The 13098-nt window shown below is 69.7% G+C and carries 16 protein-coding genes; 5 read left to right on the forward strand and 11 right to left on the reverse strand.

The genetic code is table 11. The features are described 5' to 3' along the window. Nucleotides 1-3: 3 nt before the first annotated feature. The 6 genes from ACWDEW_RS26820 to ACWDEW_RS26845 all read right to left on the reverse strand — a co-directional run bounded on the left by ACWDEW_RS26820 (nucleotide 4) and on the right by ACWDEW_RS26845 (nucleotide 4048). The gene (locus ACWDEW_RS26820) at nucleotides 4-669 is read right to left on the reverse strand and encodes a TetR/AcrR family transcriptional regulator (RefSeq protein ID WP_450515701.1); all 666 of its coding nucleotides are present in this window, start codon (nucleotides 667-669) and stop codon (nucleotides 4-6) included. 27 nt (nucleotides 670-696) lie between these two features. Further along, nucleotides 697-996, reverse strand: a complete 300-nt coding sequence (locus ACWDEW_RS26825; protein WP_019074321.1) for a DUF4229 domain-containing protein — start codon at nucleotides 994-996, stop codon at nucleotides 697-699. A gap of 98 nt (nucleotides 997-1094) precedes the next feature. Next, nucleotides 1095-1619, reverse strand: coding sequence for an N-acetyltransferase family protein (locus tag ACWDEW_RS26830; protein WP_450515703.1), 525 nt, complete (start codon nucleotides 1617-1619; stop codon nucleotides 1095-1097). Between the two features lie 10 nt (nucleotides 1620-1629). Then, a complete protein-coding gene (mqnE, locus tag ACWDEW_RS26835) occupies nucleotides 1630-2793 on the reverse strand; it encodes an aminofutalosine synthase MqnE (protein ID WP_019074323.1) in 1164 nt (387 codons plus the stop codon). Between the two features lie 84 nt (nucleotides 2794-2877). Continuing rightward, nucleotides 2878-3333: an Lrp/AsnC family transcriptional regulator gene (locus ACWDEW_RS26840; protein WP_262063773.1), complete on the reverse strand. Its 456-nt coding sequence runs from the start codon at nucleotides 3331-3333 to the stop codon at nucleotides 2878-2880. A gap of 73 nt (nucleotides 3334-3406) precedes the next feature. Next, nucleotides 3407-4048, reverse strand: coding sequence for a UbiX family flavin prenyltransferase (locus tag ACWDEW_RS26845; protein WP_450515706.1), 642 nt, complete (start codon nucleotides 4046-4048; stop codon nucleotides 3407-3409). Between the two features lie 153 nt (nucleotides 4049-4201). On the opposite strand from ACWDEW_RS26845, the gene ACWDEW_RS26850 reads away from it, so the two are divergent. Continuing rightward, a complete protein-coding gene (locus ACWDEW_RS26850; RefSeq protein WP_450515708.1) occupies nucleotides 4202-4807 on the forward strand; it encodes a rhomboid family intramembrane serine protease in 606 nt (201 codons plus the stop codon). Here the strand turns inward: ACWDEW_RS26850 and ACWDEW_RS26855 are convergent. Genes ACWDEW_RS26855 through ACWDEW_RS26865 form a run of 3 tightly spaced genes read right to left on the reverse strand, consistent with a single transcriptional unit; the run spans nucleotide 4798 to nucleotide 7720 of the window. Further along, nucleotides 4798-5355 (reverse strand): Uma2 family endonuclease, encoded by a 558-nt coding sequence (locus tag ACWDEW_RS26855; protein ID WP_450515710.1) that lies wholly within the window; start codon nucleotides 5353-5355, stop codon nucleotides 4798-4800. The two genes, ACWDEW_RS26850 and ACWDEW_RS26855, sit on opposite strands and share 10 nt — an antisense overlap. A 14-nt stretch (nucleotides 5356-5369) precedes the next feature. Continuing rightward, nucleotides 5370-6272 carry a menaquinone biosynthesis prenyltransferase MqnP gene (gene mqnP, locus ACWDEW_RS26860; RefSeq protein ID WP_450515712.1) on the reverse strand — a complete coding sequence of 301 codons (903 nt, stop codon included), beginning with the start codon at nucleotides 6270-6272 and terminating at the stop codon, nucleotides 5370-5372. Beyond that, complete coding sequence (locus tag ACWDEW_RS26865) at nucleotides 6269-7720, reverse strand: menaquinone biosynthesis decarboxylase (protein WP_450515713.1); 1452 nt, start codon at nucleotides 7718-7720, stop codon at nucleotides 6269-6271. Before ACWDEW_RS26865 ends, mqnP begins: the two co-directional genes overlap by 4 nt. Nucleotides 7721-7796: 76 nt before the next feature. On the opposite strand from ACWDEW_RS26865, the gene ACWDEW_RS26870 reads away from it, so the two are divergent. Next, nucleotides 7797-8096: a PLD nuclease N-terminal domain-containing protein gene (locus ACWDEW_RS26870; protein ID WP_450515715.1), complete on the forward strand. Its 300-nt coding sequence runs from the start codon at nucleotides 7797-7799 to the stop codon at nucleotides 8094-8096. A 96-nt stretch (nucleotides 8097-8192) separates the two neighbouring features. After that, a complete protein-coding gene (locus ACWDEW_RS26875) occupies nucleotides 8193-9620 on the forward strand; it encodes a purine-cytosine permease family protein (protein WP_450515717.1) in 1428 nt (475 codons plus the stop codon). Between the two features lie 330 nt (nucleotides 9621-9950). Here ACWDEW_RS26875 and ACWDEW_RS26880 read toward each other — a convergent pair whose 3' ends face one another. After that, a complete protein-coding gene (locus ACWDEW_RS26880) occupies nucleotides 9951-10850 on the reverse strand; it encodes an SDR family oxidoreductase (RefSeq protein ID WP_450515847.1) in 900 nt (299 codons plus the stop codon). 12 nt (nucleotides 10851-10862) lie between these two features. Then, nucleotides 10863-11204: an ArsR/SmtB family transcription factor gene (locus tag ACWDEW_RS26885; protein ID WP_362972925.1), complete on the reverse strand. Its 342-nt coding sequence runs from the start codon at nucleotides 11202-11204 to the stop codon at nucleotides 10863-10865. Between the two features lie 88 nt (nucleotides 11205-11292). Between ACWDEW_RS26885 and ACWDEW_RS26890 the strand changes: the two genes are divergently transcribed. Continuing rightward, nucleotides 11293-12264, forward strand: a complete 972-nt coding sequence (locus ACWDEW_RS26890; protein WP_450515719.1) for a quinone oxidoreductase family protein — start codon at nucleotides 11293-11295, stop codon at nucleotides 12262-12264. A gap of 201 nt (nucleotides 12265-12465) precedes the next feature. After that, nucleotides 12466-13080: a TetR/AcrR family transcriptional regulator gene (locus ACWDEW_RS26895; RefSeq protein WP_450515721.1), complete on the forward strand. Its 615-nt coding sequence runs from the start codon at nucleotides 12466-12468 to the stop codon at nucleotides 13078-13080. Nucleotides 13081-13098 lie beyond the last annotated feature (18 nt).

Below are 13098 nucleotides of genomic sequence, written 5' to 3' on the forward strand. Positions count from 1 at the left end.
ACCTCAGGGTCGGTCCTCGGTGGTCGCCGGCGGTGACCAGGGCCGCCCCTCCATCAGGTTGCCGAGGCCGGCCCACGCGAAGTTCATCAGGGTCGCCGCCGTCTGCTTCGCGGTGACCCCCGGAGTCGCGTTGGACCAGGCGGCGAGGGACTCGGCGGCACCGACCAGCGCCTCCGCGAGGCCGGCCACCTCGCGCTCGGCCAGGTCGGGATCACGGTCGCGGTGCGCCTCGCGGGCGGTGACCGCGATCAACTCGGTGACGAACGCGACGAGTTCGGCGCGCAGCGCGGCCACCTCGGCCGCGAAGGGCTCACCGTGGGTGCGGGCCTGGAGATGCAGGACGGACCAGCCGTCCGGGTGCTGGGCGGTGTGGGTGAAGAACGCCCGCAGCCCGTCCCAGAGTTGGCGGTCGGCGGGCGAACGGGTGTCGACCCCGGCCCGCACCGCCTCGGTGAGCGCCTGGCCCTCGCGCCGGATGCACGCGGTGAACAGGTCTTCCTTCGAGTTCAGGTAGAGATACACCAACGGCTTGGACACGCCCGCGAGTTCGGCTATCTCGTCCATCGACGCGGCCATGTAGCCGCGCTGTCCGAAGGTCCGCACGGCGGCGTCGAGCATCTGCTGCTCACGGACCGCGCGCGGCATCCGCTTGGTCTTCACGGCACCCATGGGGGCAAGGGTAGTTCGACCCAGGAGTCAGGAAGTCTGTCCCTGCGGACCGGCGGCGTCGACGGCCTCGTCCTCCTGGTTGCGGTTGGCGTCCAGGTTGGCCTTCATCCGGTCGACCCGCTCGACGATCTGCACCGAGGCCCGGTCCCGCACCCCGCGCAGCACCACGAAGCTGATCGGCGCCGAGATCACCAGCGCCAGCAGCACGATCCACATGCCGTTGGACTCACCGAAGCCGCGCGGGAAGACGCCGAGGTAGACGAGGCCCCAGACGACTCCGAGGCAGCCCGCGAAGACTCCGAGGCGCATCAGCGTGTAGCGGAACATCTCAATCCACTCTTCCGTAACCGTGACGAACAGGCCCATCCAGTGAAGCACGCGCCCCCACCGATCTTCCGGCGGGGTGCGCGGCCCACCCCGGCGGCTCAGAGCAGCGGCAGCAGCATGAAGATGTCGTCCCGGTCGTCCCCCGGGGCGACACGGATCGCGCCGGGCACCCGGCCGACCTCCTTGTAGCCGCAGGAGCCGTAGAACCGCTCCAGGCCGTGCCCGCCCCGGCAGGTGAGGCGGATCGCCTCGATGCCGTCGAGGCCGCGGGCGGCCCGCTCGGCGGCGGCCAGCAGGTCCCGCCCATACCCCTTGCCCTGGTGACGGGGGTGGACCATCACCGTGTAGAGCCAGATCCAGTGCAGCATCAGCCGGTGCGTGTTGAACGCGAGGAACACGGTCGCGGCGACCGTGCCCGTCTCGTCCCGGCCGACCAGCAGCCGGGTGCGGCCCTCCGCCATGGAGACGAAGTGCTTGATCAGCTCGGGCCGTATCTCGTCCACCGTGACCGGCGCGACGAAGCCGACCGAGCCGCCCGCGTTGGAGACGTCCGCCCAGAGGGTGAGGATCTCCTCGCGCAGGGCAGGGGTTGTCGCGGGGTCCAGTTCGAAAGTGAGCGCCATCGTTCGGTGGTCACACTCGCATCGGCTGCGGGGACTCGCGCCGCGCCGGGTCCGGGCCGTCGTACTCGCGGATGATCTCGTAACGCGTGTTCCGCTCGACCGGCTGGAAACCGGCGTCGCGGATCAGGTCGAGGAGGTCGTCGCGGGTGAGCTTGTTCGGGGTGCCGTAGTTGTCGGCGTCGTGCGTGATCTTGTACTCGACGACCGAGCCGTCCATGTCGTCCGCGCCGTGCTGGAGCGCGAGCTGCGCGGTCTGGACGCCGTGCATCACCCAGAAGACCTTGACGTGCGGGACGTTGTCGAAGAGCAGCCGGGAGACAGCGAAGGTCTTCAGCGCCTCGGCGCCCGTGGCCATCTGCGTCCGCGCCTGCAGCCGGTTCCGGACCTTGCCGTCCTTCATGTCCACGAAGTCGTGCTGGTAGCGCAGCGGGATGAAGACCTGGAAACCGCCGGTCTCGTCCTGGAGTTCACGCAGCCGCAGCACGTGGTCCACGCGGTGGCGCGGCTCCTCGATGTGGCCGTAGAGCATGGTGCACGGGGTCTTGAGACCCTTCTCGTGCGCCAGCCGGTGGATGCGCGACCAGTCCTCCCAGTGCGTGCGGTGGTCCACGATGTGCTGGCGGACCTCCCAGTCGAAGATCTCCGCGCCACCGCCGGTCAACGACTCCAGACCCGCGTCGATCAGCTCGTCGAGGATCTCGGAGGCGCTGAGCCCCGAGATCGTCTCGAAGTGGTGGATCTCCGTCGCCGTGAAGGCCTTCAGCGAGACGTTCGGGAGGGCCTTCTTCAGCTCGCTCAGGGAGCGCGGGTAGTAGCGCCAGGGGAGGTTCGGGTGCAGGCCGTTGACGATGTGCAGCTCGGTGAGGTTCTCGCCCTCCATCGCCTTGGCGAGGCGGACGGCCTCCTCGATGCGCATCGTGTACGCGTCCTTCTCGCCCGGCTTGCGCTGGAACGAGCAGTAGGCGCAGGACGCCGTGCACACGTTGGTCATGTTGAGGTGGCGGTTGACGTTGAAGTGGACGACATCGCCGTTCTTCCGCGTCCGCACCTCGTGCGCCAGCCCGCCGAGCCAGGCCAGGTCGTCCGACTCGTAGAGCGCGACGCCGTCCTCGCGGGACAGCCGCTCACCGGAGCGGACCTTCTGCTCCAGCTCGCGCTTGAGCCCGACATCCATGCCCATACCTCTTCCTAAGACAGACTCGGTCAACGGTACTCCCCCACCCTTCGGGCGGGAGGGGCCCCAAACGGCGCTTCGCGCCTACGCCTCTTCGGGCAGCTCTCCGACCCGGTTCTCCCACTTCGTGGAGAGCACGATGGTCGTACGAGTACGGGACACGCCCTTGGTCCCGGACAGCCGTCGGATGGTCTTCTCCAGGCCGTCCACGTCCGGTGCCCGCACCTTGAGCATGAACGAGTCCTCGCCCGCGATGAACCAGCAGTCCTCGATCTCGCTGAGGTCCTTCAGCCGGGCCGCCACGTCCTCGTGGTCGGCGGCGTCCGAGAGGGAGATGCCGATCAGGGCGATCACGCCGAGGCCGAGCGAGGCCGAGTCGACGGTCGCACGGTAGCCGGTGATGACACCGGCCGCCTCCAGCCGGTTGATGCGGTCGGTGACGCTGGGTCCCGACAGGCCGACGAGGCGCCCCAGCTCCGCGTAGGAGGCCCGGCCGTTCTCTCTCAGGGCCTGGATGAGCTGCCTGTCCACCGCGTCCATGCGATCGATTGCCTTCCGGTGATGACGATGAGGATGAATTACTGGGTGCCGTACGTCAGTTGTCGGTGCTGCGTCAGTTGTCGGTGGTGCGGGAACCCCCGAGGTCGCCCTTCCACCGGCGGTACAGATCGTGCTCGACGCCCGCGGCGTCCAGGACCCGCCCGGCGACGAAGTCCACCAGGTCCTGGATGTGGGTGGCGCCCGCGTAGAAACCGGGCGAGGCCGGCACCACGGCCGCGCCTAGGTCGTCCAGGGTCACCAGGTGCCGCAGTGTCTGCCCGTTCAACGGCGTCTCGCGGACGGACACCACCAGCGGGCGCCGCTCCTTGAGGGTCACGCTCGCCGCCCGCTGCAACAGGTCCTTGCTCAGCCCGAGGGCGACCCCGGCGACACAGGCGGTCGACGCCGGCACGATCAGCATCCCCTTCGCGGGATACGACCCCGAGGACGGCCCCGCCGCGAGGTCGCCCGCGCTCCAGTGCCGTACGGCATCGGTGTCGATGGCGTGCTCGAATGTGCCGGGCTTGCCGTCGGCGCCGCGGGCCAGCCATTCGCGCAGGTCGTCCTGCCAGTGCGCGTCCCTGAAGGAGATCCCCGTCTCGTCGAGGAGGGTGAGCCGGGACGCCCGGGACACGACGAGGTCGACACTCTCGCCCGCGTCGAGGAGCCCGCGCAGCACCGCAGCCGCGTATGGGGTGCCGGAAGCGCCGGACACCCCTACGATCCAAGGCGTACGCGGCGTCTCTCCTGGCTTGACTGGGTTCACGGGACCGAGCCTAGCTGGCGTCGCGGAACGGGAACCGGCCAAGGGTGCCGGGGCGTTCTTCTGTGGGGACGAGTGGACCGCGAGTGGACCGTGGGGGGTGCCATGTCCGGTACGGAGTCGGAGTGGTCGCGGGGCGACCGCGCGAAGGCCGCGGCCAAGCTGATGGTGGGCTGGGTCGCGCTGTTGTGGCTGCTCGAAGTGGTGGACGTGGTGTCCGGCCACGCGCTCGACAGCCTCGGGATCGTGCCGCGTGAGCCGTCCGAACTGATCGACATCGTGCCGGCCGCGTTCATCCACTTCGGCTTCGCCCATGTGGCGGCGAACAGCGTGCCGCTGCTGGTGTTCGGCTTCCTCGCCGCGCTGGGCGGCATCCGCCGCTTCGCCGCGGTCTGCGCGCTGGTCATCGTCGCGGACGGCCTGGGCGTCTGGCTCATATCCCCGGCCCACACCAACACGGCGGGCGCCTCCGGCCTGATCTTCGGCCTCTTCGGCTTCCTGCTGGTCACCGGCTTCGTCGAGCGCCGCCCGCTGGGCATCGCGGTGGGCCTGCTGATCGGCGTGGTCTGGGGCACGTCGATCCTGTTCGGCCTCGCGCCCACGCAGTCGGGGGTGAGCTGGCAGGCCCACCTGATCGGACTGGCGGCGGGGGTGGGGGCGGCGTTCGCGTTCCGGCGCCCCGCCCAACAGAGGCCGGCGCTTCAGGCCTGAGGGCGGGCTCTCGGGTCGACCGGGAGGTGAGCGGTGCGGATCGTGAGCCTGCCCAGCGGGGAGTCGACGGCGACATCGGTTCCGTACGGGATGGTGTCGCGGCCGCGGTAGCCGTCAGGTCCCGGGTTCCACATCGTGACGCAGTGACCCTTGAGGGAGTCGAGGATCAAATAGTTGGCGATGCCCCGGGAGGCATACCAGCGGGGCTTGACCTCGTAGTCGCGGTGGATGCTGCCCTGAGACACCACCTCAACCACGAACTCGATGAGGTCCGGCGGATATGCCATGCGATTCTCGGCCTCCGCCGCGGCGGGAATGACCGCAAGGTCCGGGCAGAACTCATTGGCGTCGTCGAACGGAAAGGCCACATCGCTCACCAGGCCACGGTCCGACGGCAGCTGCCCCTCGACGGTGGCCCACAGCTGCTGAATCGTGCGCCCGTGGTGCGGTGTGTCCGGTGTCGCCACCACGCTGCCCTCGACGATCTCCGTCAGGAACCCGGGAAACGCGTCCTCGAAACGAGAGAGCTGCGCGTGCAGACGGTCCATGGGCCGCACGCTACTCACACGGTCAGACCCCGGACCAGCAGATCCAGCAGCGCACACACGAACAGTGCGATCCCGATGAACCCGTTGACGCTGAAGAACGCCCTGTTCAGCCGCGAAAGATCATGCGGCCGCACGATCGAGTGCTCGTAGACGAACGCGCCCGCGACGATCAGCAGGCCGAACCAGAAGAAGGCACCCGCGCCGGTCGCCGCGCCGTACCAGGCGAGGAGGGCCGTGGTGATGGCGTGGCAGACGCGCGCGCCCCAGATGGACGCCGGGATGCCGAAGCGCGCCGGCACCGACATCACACCGATCTCGCGGTCGGTCTCGATGTCCTGGCAGGCGTAGATCAGGTCGAAGCCGCCGATCCAGATGCCGACGGCCAGACCGAGGATCACCGCGTCCCAGGACCACTCGCCGGTGATCGCCAGCCAGCCGCCGACCGGGCCCATCGCCTGGGCGAGACCGAGGATGGCCTGCGGGAAGTTCGTGAACCGCTTGCCGTAGGGGTAGACCACCATCGGGATCACCGCGATGGGGGCCAGCGCCAGGCACAGCGGGTTGAGGAGCGCCGCCGAGCCCAGGAAGACGACCAGCGCGACGAGCGCGCCCGTCCACGCGTGCCTGACCGTCATCGCGCCGGTCACCAGCTCGCGGTGTGCGGTGCGCGGGTTACGGGCGTCGATCTCCCGGTCGATGATCCGGTTGACCGCCATCGCGAACGTGCGCAGCCCCACCATGCAGATGGTGACCAGCAGCAGCCGCCCCCAGTGGATGTTCCCGTCCAGCCGGAACATCGCGGTCAGTGCCGCGATGTAGGCGAAGGGCAGGGCGAAGACGGAGTGCTCGATCATGACGAGGCGCAGGAACGCCTTGGTGCGCCCCGGCTGCGGGATCGCGGCTGACGCGCTGCTCACAGGCCGTACTCCTTCCACCGGCGGTCGACCTTCGCCGCCGTCTCCGGGTCGGACAGCACCATCTCGGGCCAGCCGCCGTCCCGCGTGTAGCCCTCCTCGGGCCACTTCCTCGTCGCGTCGATCCCCGCCTTGCCACCCCAGAACTGCTGGTAGGAGGCATGGTCGAGATGATCGACGGGTCCTTCCACGACCGACAGGTCCCGGGCGTAGTCCGTGTTGCCCAGCGCCCGCCACGCGACCTCGTGCAGATCGTGGACGTCACAGTCGGCGTCGACGACCACGATCAGCTTGGTCAGGGACATCATGTGCGCACCCCAGACCGCGTGCATCACCTTCTGGGCGTGCTTCGGGTACTTCTTGTCGATGGAGACGATCGCGCAGTTGTGGAATCCGCCCGCTTCGGGCAGGTGGTAGTCCACGATGTCCGGCACGATGATCTTCAGGAGGGGGAGGAAGAAGCGCTCGGTCGCCCGTCCCAGCGGTCCGTCCTCCGTCGGAGGCCGCCCTACGACGATCGACTGAAGCAACGGCCGCTTCCGCATCGTCACGCAGTCGATGGTGAGGGCGGGGAACGGCTCCTGGGGCGTGTAGAACCCGGTGTGGTCGCCGAACGGCCCCTCCGGCAGCATCTCGCCGGGCTCCAGCCACCCCTCGATGACGACCTCGGCCTGCGCCGGCACCTGCAGCGGCACGGTCTTGCAGTCGACCATCTCGATCCGCTTTCCCGCGATGAACCCGGCGAAGAGGTACTCGTCGATGTCACCGGGAAGCGGCGCGGTGGAGGCGTAGGTCACGGCGGGCGGACACCCGAAGGCGATGGCGACCGGCAGCCGCTCCCCCCTCCGGGCCGCGACCTGGTAGTGGTTCCGGCTGTCCTTGTGGATCTGCCAGTGCATGCCGATGGTGCGCTTGTCGTGCCGCTGGAGCCGGTAGAGCCCGAGATTGCGGATCCCGCTCTCCGGGTCCTTGGTGTGCGTGAGCCCGAGATTGAAGAAGGACCCGCCGTCCTGCGGCCAGGTGAACAGCGCGGGCAGCGCGTCGAGATCGACGTCGTCCCCGTGCAGCACGACCTCCTGCACGGGCGCGTCCTTGACCTTCTTCGGCGGTACGTGCGTCATCGAGCCGAGCTTCCCGAAGGCGTCCCGCACGCCCACGAACCCCTGCGGCAGCTCGGGCCGCAGCAGCCCGCCGATCTTGTCGGAGATGTCGCCGTACGACTTCAGCCCCAGCGCCTTCAGCAGCCGCCGGTCGGTCCCGAAGACGTTCATGGCGAGGGGCATCGAGGACCCCTTCACCTTCTCGAAGAGAAGCGCGGGCCCACCGGCCTTCTGGACCCGGTCGACGATCTCCCCGACCTCCAGATACGGGTCCACCTCGGCCTTGATGCGCTTGAGGTCTCCCTCGCGCTCCAGTGCCCTGAGCAGGGAGCGAAGATCGTCGTAAGCCATGTGTCCAAGTATCTGCCACCCGCTAACCTGACCCCGTCACCGGGGCCGTCCCACCACTCAGGAGAATCTCGCCGCCATGCTCAGGTATCTGCCCTTCCTGCTGGTCCTGGCCCTGTGGATCTACGCCTTCGTGGACTGCCTGAACACGCCCGAGGAGGACGTGCGGGGCATGCCGAAGCTGGCGTGGGTGTTCGTCATCCTGCTCTTCGGAGAGGTCCTGGTCGGCCCGGTGGCCTGGCTGATCGCGGGCCGGGCGCGGCGGAACCCGGACGGGGCGACGGCCGCGGAGGGCCGGTGGATCGCGCCGGACGACAACCCCGAGTTCCTGAAGTCCCTGAACAAGGACGACCCCAAGCCGGACCCGAAGGCCGAGTAGACCGAGCAGTACGTGCAGGTTGTACGCAGGTGAGCGGCCCGGTACGGACAATGCGCCTCTGGGCCCGGACCGGCAGGAACCGGACACTTACCTCGCATGACGACTGCTCCCGCCGACTCAACCGGCACCCTCGCCCCCGAATACGGTGACAAGGTCATCGCCGTCGAGACGGCCGGTGCCGAGCCCATCCCCGACGCCGAACGCCACGGCAGCCCCCTCCAGCTCCTGTGGACCTGGGCATCCCCGAACATCGAGTTCGCGACCGTCTACATCGGCGTGATCTCGGTCCTCTTCTTCGGCCTGAGCTTCTGGCAGGCGACCGCCGCGATCGTCCTGGGCACCGGCCTCGGCGCGATCACCCAGGGCTTCCTCTCCCTGGACGGCCCGCGCTTCGGCGTCCCGCAGATGGTGATCGGCCGCTTCTCCTTCGGCTTCCGCGGCAACATCCTCCCGTCGGCGGCCAACGGCCTGGTCGCGGGCGTCGGTTGGTTCGCGGTGAACAGCGTGAGCGCGGCGTTCGCACTGAACACGCTGACGGGCCTGCGCCCCCTCCCGTCGCTGTTGCTCGTGGTGGTGGCCGAGATCCTGATCGGCTTCATCGGCCACAACTTCGTGCACACCTTCGAGAAGTACGCGTTCCCGGCGCTCGCGGTGATCTTCCTGCTGGCCGGAGTATGGACCTTCAAGGACGCACACCTCGGCGGGGGCGGCACGGGCGGCGGCGTGGGCGGCTTCCTTCTGGCCTTCAGCGCGGCCTGGGGCTACGCGGCGGGCTGGAACCCGTACGCCACGGACTACTCGCGCTACCTCCCGCGCACGGCGAACAGGTTCAGGACCATCCTCTACCCGGCGGTCGGCCTGTTCGTGTCCGTCACCTTCGTGGCGGTGATGGGCGCGGCCTCGGCGACGCTGCTGGCCCCCAAGGACGCGACGCCCACGGCCGCCTTCACCGGCCATCTCCCCGGCTGGCTGGGCGACTTGGTGCTGATCGCGATCATCCTCGGCGCGGTCTCGGCGAACGCGCTGAACGTCTACTCCGGCGCGATCTCCCTCACCGCGCTGGGCCTGAAGCTCCCCGCGTGGCTGAACCGCAGCGTCCTGGTGGTGGTCTCGGGCGTGGCCGGTACGGCGGCGGCGTGGGCGTCACTGTCCGACGCGGGCTCGGCGTACGAAGCGTTCCTGCTGGTCATCGCGTACTGGGTGGCGCCCTGGCTGGGCGTGGTCCTGGTGGAGCGCTGGTACCAGTCCCGCACCCCCACCGAGGAACTGGCCCCCCGCCTCACCGACCCCACCTTCACCAACTGGCCCGGCCTGGCAGCCCTGTTGATCGGCATCGCGGTCTCGGTCCCCCTCTTCTCCAACCAGGAGGACTACGTCGGCTACGTCCCGAAGCACTGGCCGTCGTTCGGCGACAGCACGCCGATCGTGGGGTTCGTGCTGAGCGCGGTGCTGTACGTGGTGCTGCGTTCGGTTCTCCGCCCGAAGGCGGGGATTCAGCCTCAGCCGAACAAGGTCGACGCCTGATTCACGTGCTCGACCTTGATGTACCGGCCGTTCTCAGCTCGGTCACGCCCTTCACGACGGCCCTGCGGACCTCGTCGTCGAAGGCGGCCGAGGGCACGCGCCACACGTCCACGCTCGTACGGTCCTCGTCGGGGGAGAGGCAGGTGTGGCCGGCGGCGTAGCGGTCGGCGTGGGCGAGCTTGTCGATGCGGGCGACGACGCGTTCGAGGGGTTCGAGGGGGGAGTTGTCGTCGTAGGCGTGGGGGGGTGTCGACGGGGCGGGTGCCGGCGCACGCGCGATCGACGCCGGTGGCTGCCCTGGGCATCCTGGGCATCACGGACGCGGAACGGTCAGCGCACCCAGCTACCGGTGAGGGCCTGGACGGCGGAGCCGTCGGGGTCGGCGAGGGTGGTGGCGACGAAGTCGCGGGCCCACTGCGAGGTCTGGACGCGGAAGGGCGGGTGGGCGGCGGTCAGGGCGTCGACGATCGGGGCGGCCGCCTCGGCCGGCGTCTGGGCGTTGCCGAACGACTGCTGGGTGCGGGCGATGTAGGCCTGAAGGGCCGGGGCATAGGGACCGGCGGCGGCGAGCAGGGCCGGGACGTCCAGGCCGAGGTTGGCGACGAACTCGCTGGCCACCGCGCCCGGTTCGACCACGGTGACGTCGACGCCGACGGTCGCGGCGACCGGCGCGAGCGACTGCATGAAGCCCTCGACGGCGAACTTGGCCGCGCAGTACGCCTCGTTGAAGGGCTGGCCGACGGCGCCGCCGACGCTGCTGACGGTGATCACCCGGCCCTTCGACGCGCGGAGGTGCGGCAGGGCGGCCCGGGTCATCGCCACCACGCCGAAGAAGTTGACCTCCATGGCCGCGCGGACGTCCTCGACGCTGCTCTGCTCGATGGTGCCGACCTGGGCGGCACCGGCGTTGTTGACCAGCGCGTCCAGGCGGCCGTGCTCGGCGACGACCTCGTCCAGGCAGGCGGTGAGACCGGCGGTGTCGGTCACGTCCAGCCGCCTGACCTGGACGTGGTTCGCGACGCCCGCCTCGGCGGCGGCCTTGAGCAGGGCGTCCGCCTTGCCGGTGTCGCGCATGGTGGCGACGGTCGTCCAGCCCGCCCGCGCGGTGCCGACGGCCGTGGCCAGGCCGATGCCGGAGGACGTGCCGGTGATCAGAACCGTCTTCGGAGAGGCCATGAGGGTCTTCCTTGCCTGGAGTACGACGGGCCCTTGTTCAGCACATGACCCGATACATGACCCGATTCATTCTGCACGCAGGACGAGTTCCAGCAGCCCCGGGAACCGGGCACCGAACTCTTCCCTCCGCAGCCGGTTGACCCGCTTGGGCCCCTCGTCCCGCTGTTCCACGATCCCCGCGCCCCGCAGCACGGCGAAGTGGTGGCTCAGCGCGGCCTTGCCCACGGGCACGTCGAAGCTGCCGCAGCTGCGGGACCAGTCCGCCGAACCGGCCAACTCCCTCACCAGGGTGATGCGTACGGGATCGGCGAGGGCAGCGAGGGCCGTCTGTACGGGGACGCCGTCGGGGTGGGTGTGCTCGGGGGCGGAGCGGTGACTGGTGCCGCCGCCGGTCCGTTGTGCCGCCATGTCCGCCTCCCGCTTGCCGAGTGTTCGATGAAAACCATACACTCGCGAGTGTTCGCTTTTCATTGAACAGTCGAGCGGGGAGTCCAGCATGCGCGCAGTCGAGTTCCAGGAGTACGGCGGTCCCGAGGTCCTGAAGGTCGTGGAGGCGGAGACACCGCGTCCCGGCCCGGGACAGGTGAGCGTCGACGTGGCGTACACCGGGGTGAACTTCGCCGACCTCAAGGCGCGCGGCGAGGGATACCGGGTGCCAAGTCTCCCCTTCGTACCGGGACTTGAGATCTCGGGCCGCATCCGGGAGGTCGGCGCCGGTGTCGAGGGCCTCACCGTGGGCCAGGAGGTGGCGGCCCTGACGGCGGGCGGCGCGTACGCGGAGGTGGCCGTGAGCGACGCGACGACGACTTTCCCTGTTCCCGAGGCCCTGGACCTCCGCACGGCCGCGACCCTCCCCACCGTCCTCCCGACCGCCTACGCCCTCGTCCACACCGTCGGCCGCCTCCGGCGCGGCGAGACACTGCTCGTGCAGGGCGCGGCGGGCGGAATCGGCACGGTGGTGGGGCAGTTGGCGCGGGCGGCGGGGGCCGGGGCGGTGTTCGGGGTCGTATCGAGCGCGGCGAAGGCGGAGTTCGCGCGGGGGTACGGCTACGACGACGTGTTCGTGGGCGAGTTCGAGACACCGGTGCGGGCGGTGACGTCCGGGCGCGGGGTCGACCTGGCTCTGGACCCGGTGGGCGGCGACACGCTCCGCGCCGCCCTGGCCTCCCTCGCGACCTACGGCCGCCTGGTCTCCTTCGGCAACGCGAGCTCGGCGCCGCCGTGGCAGGTGGGCCAGCCCGAGCTGTACCCCGGCGCCCTCTCCGTCTCCGGCTTCTCGATCCTCACCCTGGCCCAGACCGACCCCGCGGCCCTGCGAGCCCTGACCGAGCGGGCGTTCGCCACGGTGGCCGACGGCACGGTGTCCCTGCCGGTGACGGCGGAGTTCGGCTTGTCGGAGGCGGCGGAGGCGCACCGGCTGATGGGGGCACGGACGAGCACGGGGAAGCTGCTGCTCAAGGTTGGCTGAACCGGTCTCCGTGTGGCCCGACGGGCACCGTTCCAGCCGGCTCTCACCGGGCCCACGGCCGTCCGTATCCCCCGAAACGGACGGACGCGGGCCCGGCGACACCCCCAAGTCTGGATCGCCCCATGACCACACCGAAAGAGGGTTCCAGAAATCTGCTCTAGAAATTCACTCTAGAACCGGACTCCCAATACGCTGTCCCGCATGAGCCCCAAGCAACACCGCGGCGAGGTCACCGCAGACCTGCTCCTCGACGCCGCGCTGCGCGTCTTCGCGGAACAGGGTGAACAGGGCCTCACCGTCAACGCCGTGACCAAGGCCAGTGGTGTCAGCCTCGGCAGCCTCTATCACCACTTCGGCAGTCTCGACGGGCTCTACGACGCCCTCACGCAACGCTGGTTGAGCCGGCTGCTGGGCGAGTTGGTCACCGCGCTGCGGACGACCCGTACCGCCCGCACCGGCATCCGCGCGATCGTACGGACGTATCTGAGCTTCGTCCGCGAACACCGTGACGCCGCCCTGCTGTTGCACTCCGCCAGAACCGACCAGCGCAACATGACCCGGGCCAGGGAACTGCGCGACTCTCAGGAGGCCAGGCTGTCGGTGTTCGCGCGCTGGATGCAAGTCCACGTGGATTCAGGGGAGTTGGCGCCACTTCCCCCGGCTCTCATCGAGTCGCTCGTCCTGGGCCCGCTGATCGGCGTGATCCGCCGCTGGCTGTCCGACATCGATGTCGACGACGACGCACTCGACCTCGACCTGGCCGCGCGCGTCCTGCCGGATCGGATCTGGCGCTCCGTCGCCGCCGACCCCAGGTGAAGTGTCCCTGGGCTATGG

This window comes from Streptomyces sp. NPDC001100, assembly GCF_053598575.1.

Excerpts from the sequence above, each read along its gene's own strand:
- ACWDEW_RS26820 (WP_450515701.1), bottom strand. The coding sequence starts at position 669 with ATGGGTGCCGTGAAGACCAAGCGGATGCCGCGCGCGGTCCGTGAGCAG.
- ACWDEW_RS26825 (WP_019074321.1), bottom strand. The coding sequence starts at position 996 with ATGTTCCGCTACACGCTGATGCGCCTCGGAGTCTTCGCGGGCTGCCTC.
- ACWDEW_RS26830 (WP_450515703.1), bottom strand. The coding sequence starts at position 1,619 with ATGGCGCTCACTTTCGAACTGGACCCCGCGACAACCCCTGCCCTGCGC.
- mqnE (WP_019074323.1), bottom strand. The coding sequence starts at position 2,793 with ATGGATGTCGGGCTCAAGCGCGAGCTGGAGCAGAAGGTCCGCTCCGGT.
- ACWDEW_RS26840 (WP_262063773.1), bottom strand. The coding sequence starts at position 3,333 with ATGGACGCGGTGGACAGGCAGCTCATCCAGGCCCTGAGAGAGAACGGC.
- ACWDEW_RS26850 (WP_450515708.1), top strand. The coding sequence starts at position 4,202 with ATGTCCGGTACGGAGTCGGAGTGGTCGCGGGGCGACCGCGCGAAGGCC.
- ACWDEW_RS26855 (WP_450515710.1), bottom strand. The coding sequence starts at position 5,355 with ATGGACCGTCTGCACGCGCAGCTCTCTCGTTTCGAGGACGCGTTTCCC.
- ACWDEW_RS26865 (WP_450515713.1), bottom strand. The coding sequence starts at position 7,720 with ATGGCTTACGACGATCTTCGCTCCCTGCTCAGGGCACTGGAGCGCGAG.
- ACWDEW_RS26870 (WP_450515715.1), top strand. The coding sequence starts at position 7,797 with ATGCTCAGGTATCTGCCCTTCCTGCTGGTCCTGGCCCTGTGGATCTAC.
- ACWDEW_RS26875 (WP_450515717.1), top strand. The coding sequence starts at position 8,193 with ATGACGACTGCTCCCGCCGACTCAACCGGCACCCTCGCCCCCGAATAC.
- ACWDEW_RS26885 (WP_362972925.1), bottom strand. The coding sequence starts at position 11,204 with ATGGCGGCACAACGGACCGGCGGCGGCACCAGTCACCGCTCCGCCCCC.
- ACWDEW_RS26890 (WP_450515719.1), top strand. The coding sequence starts at position 11,293 with ATGCGCGCAGTCGAGTTCCAGGAGTACGGCGGTCCCGAGGTCCTGAAG.
- ACWDEW_RS26895 (WP_450515721.1), top strand. The coding sequence starts at position 12,466 with ATGAGCCCCAAGCAACACCGCGGCGAGGTCACCGCAGACCTGCTCCTC.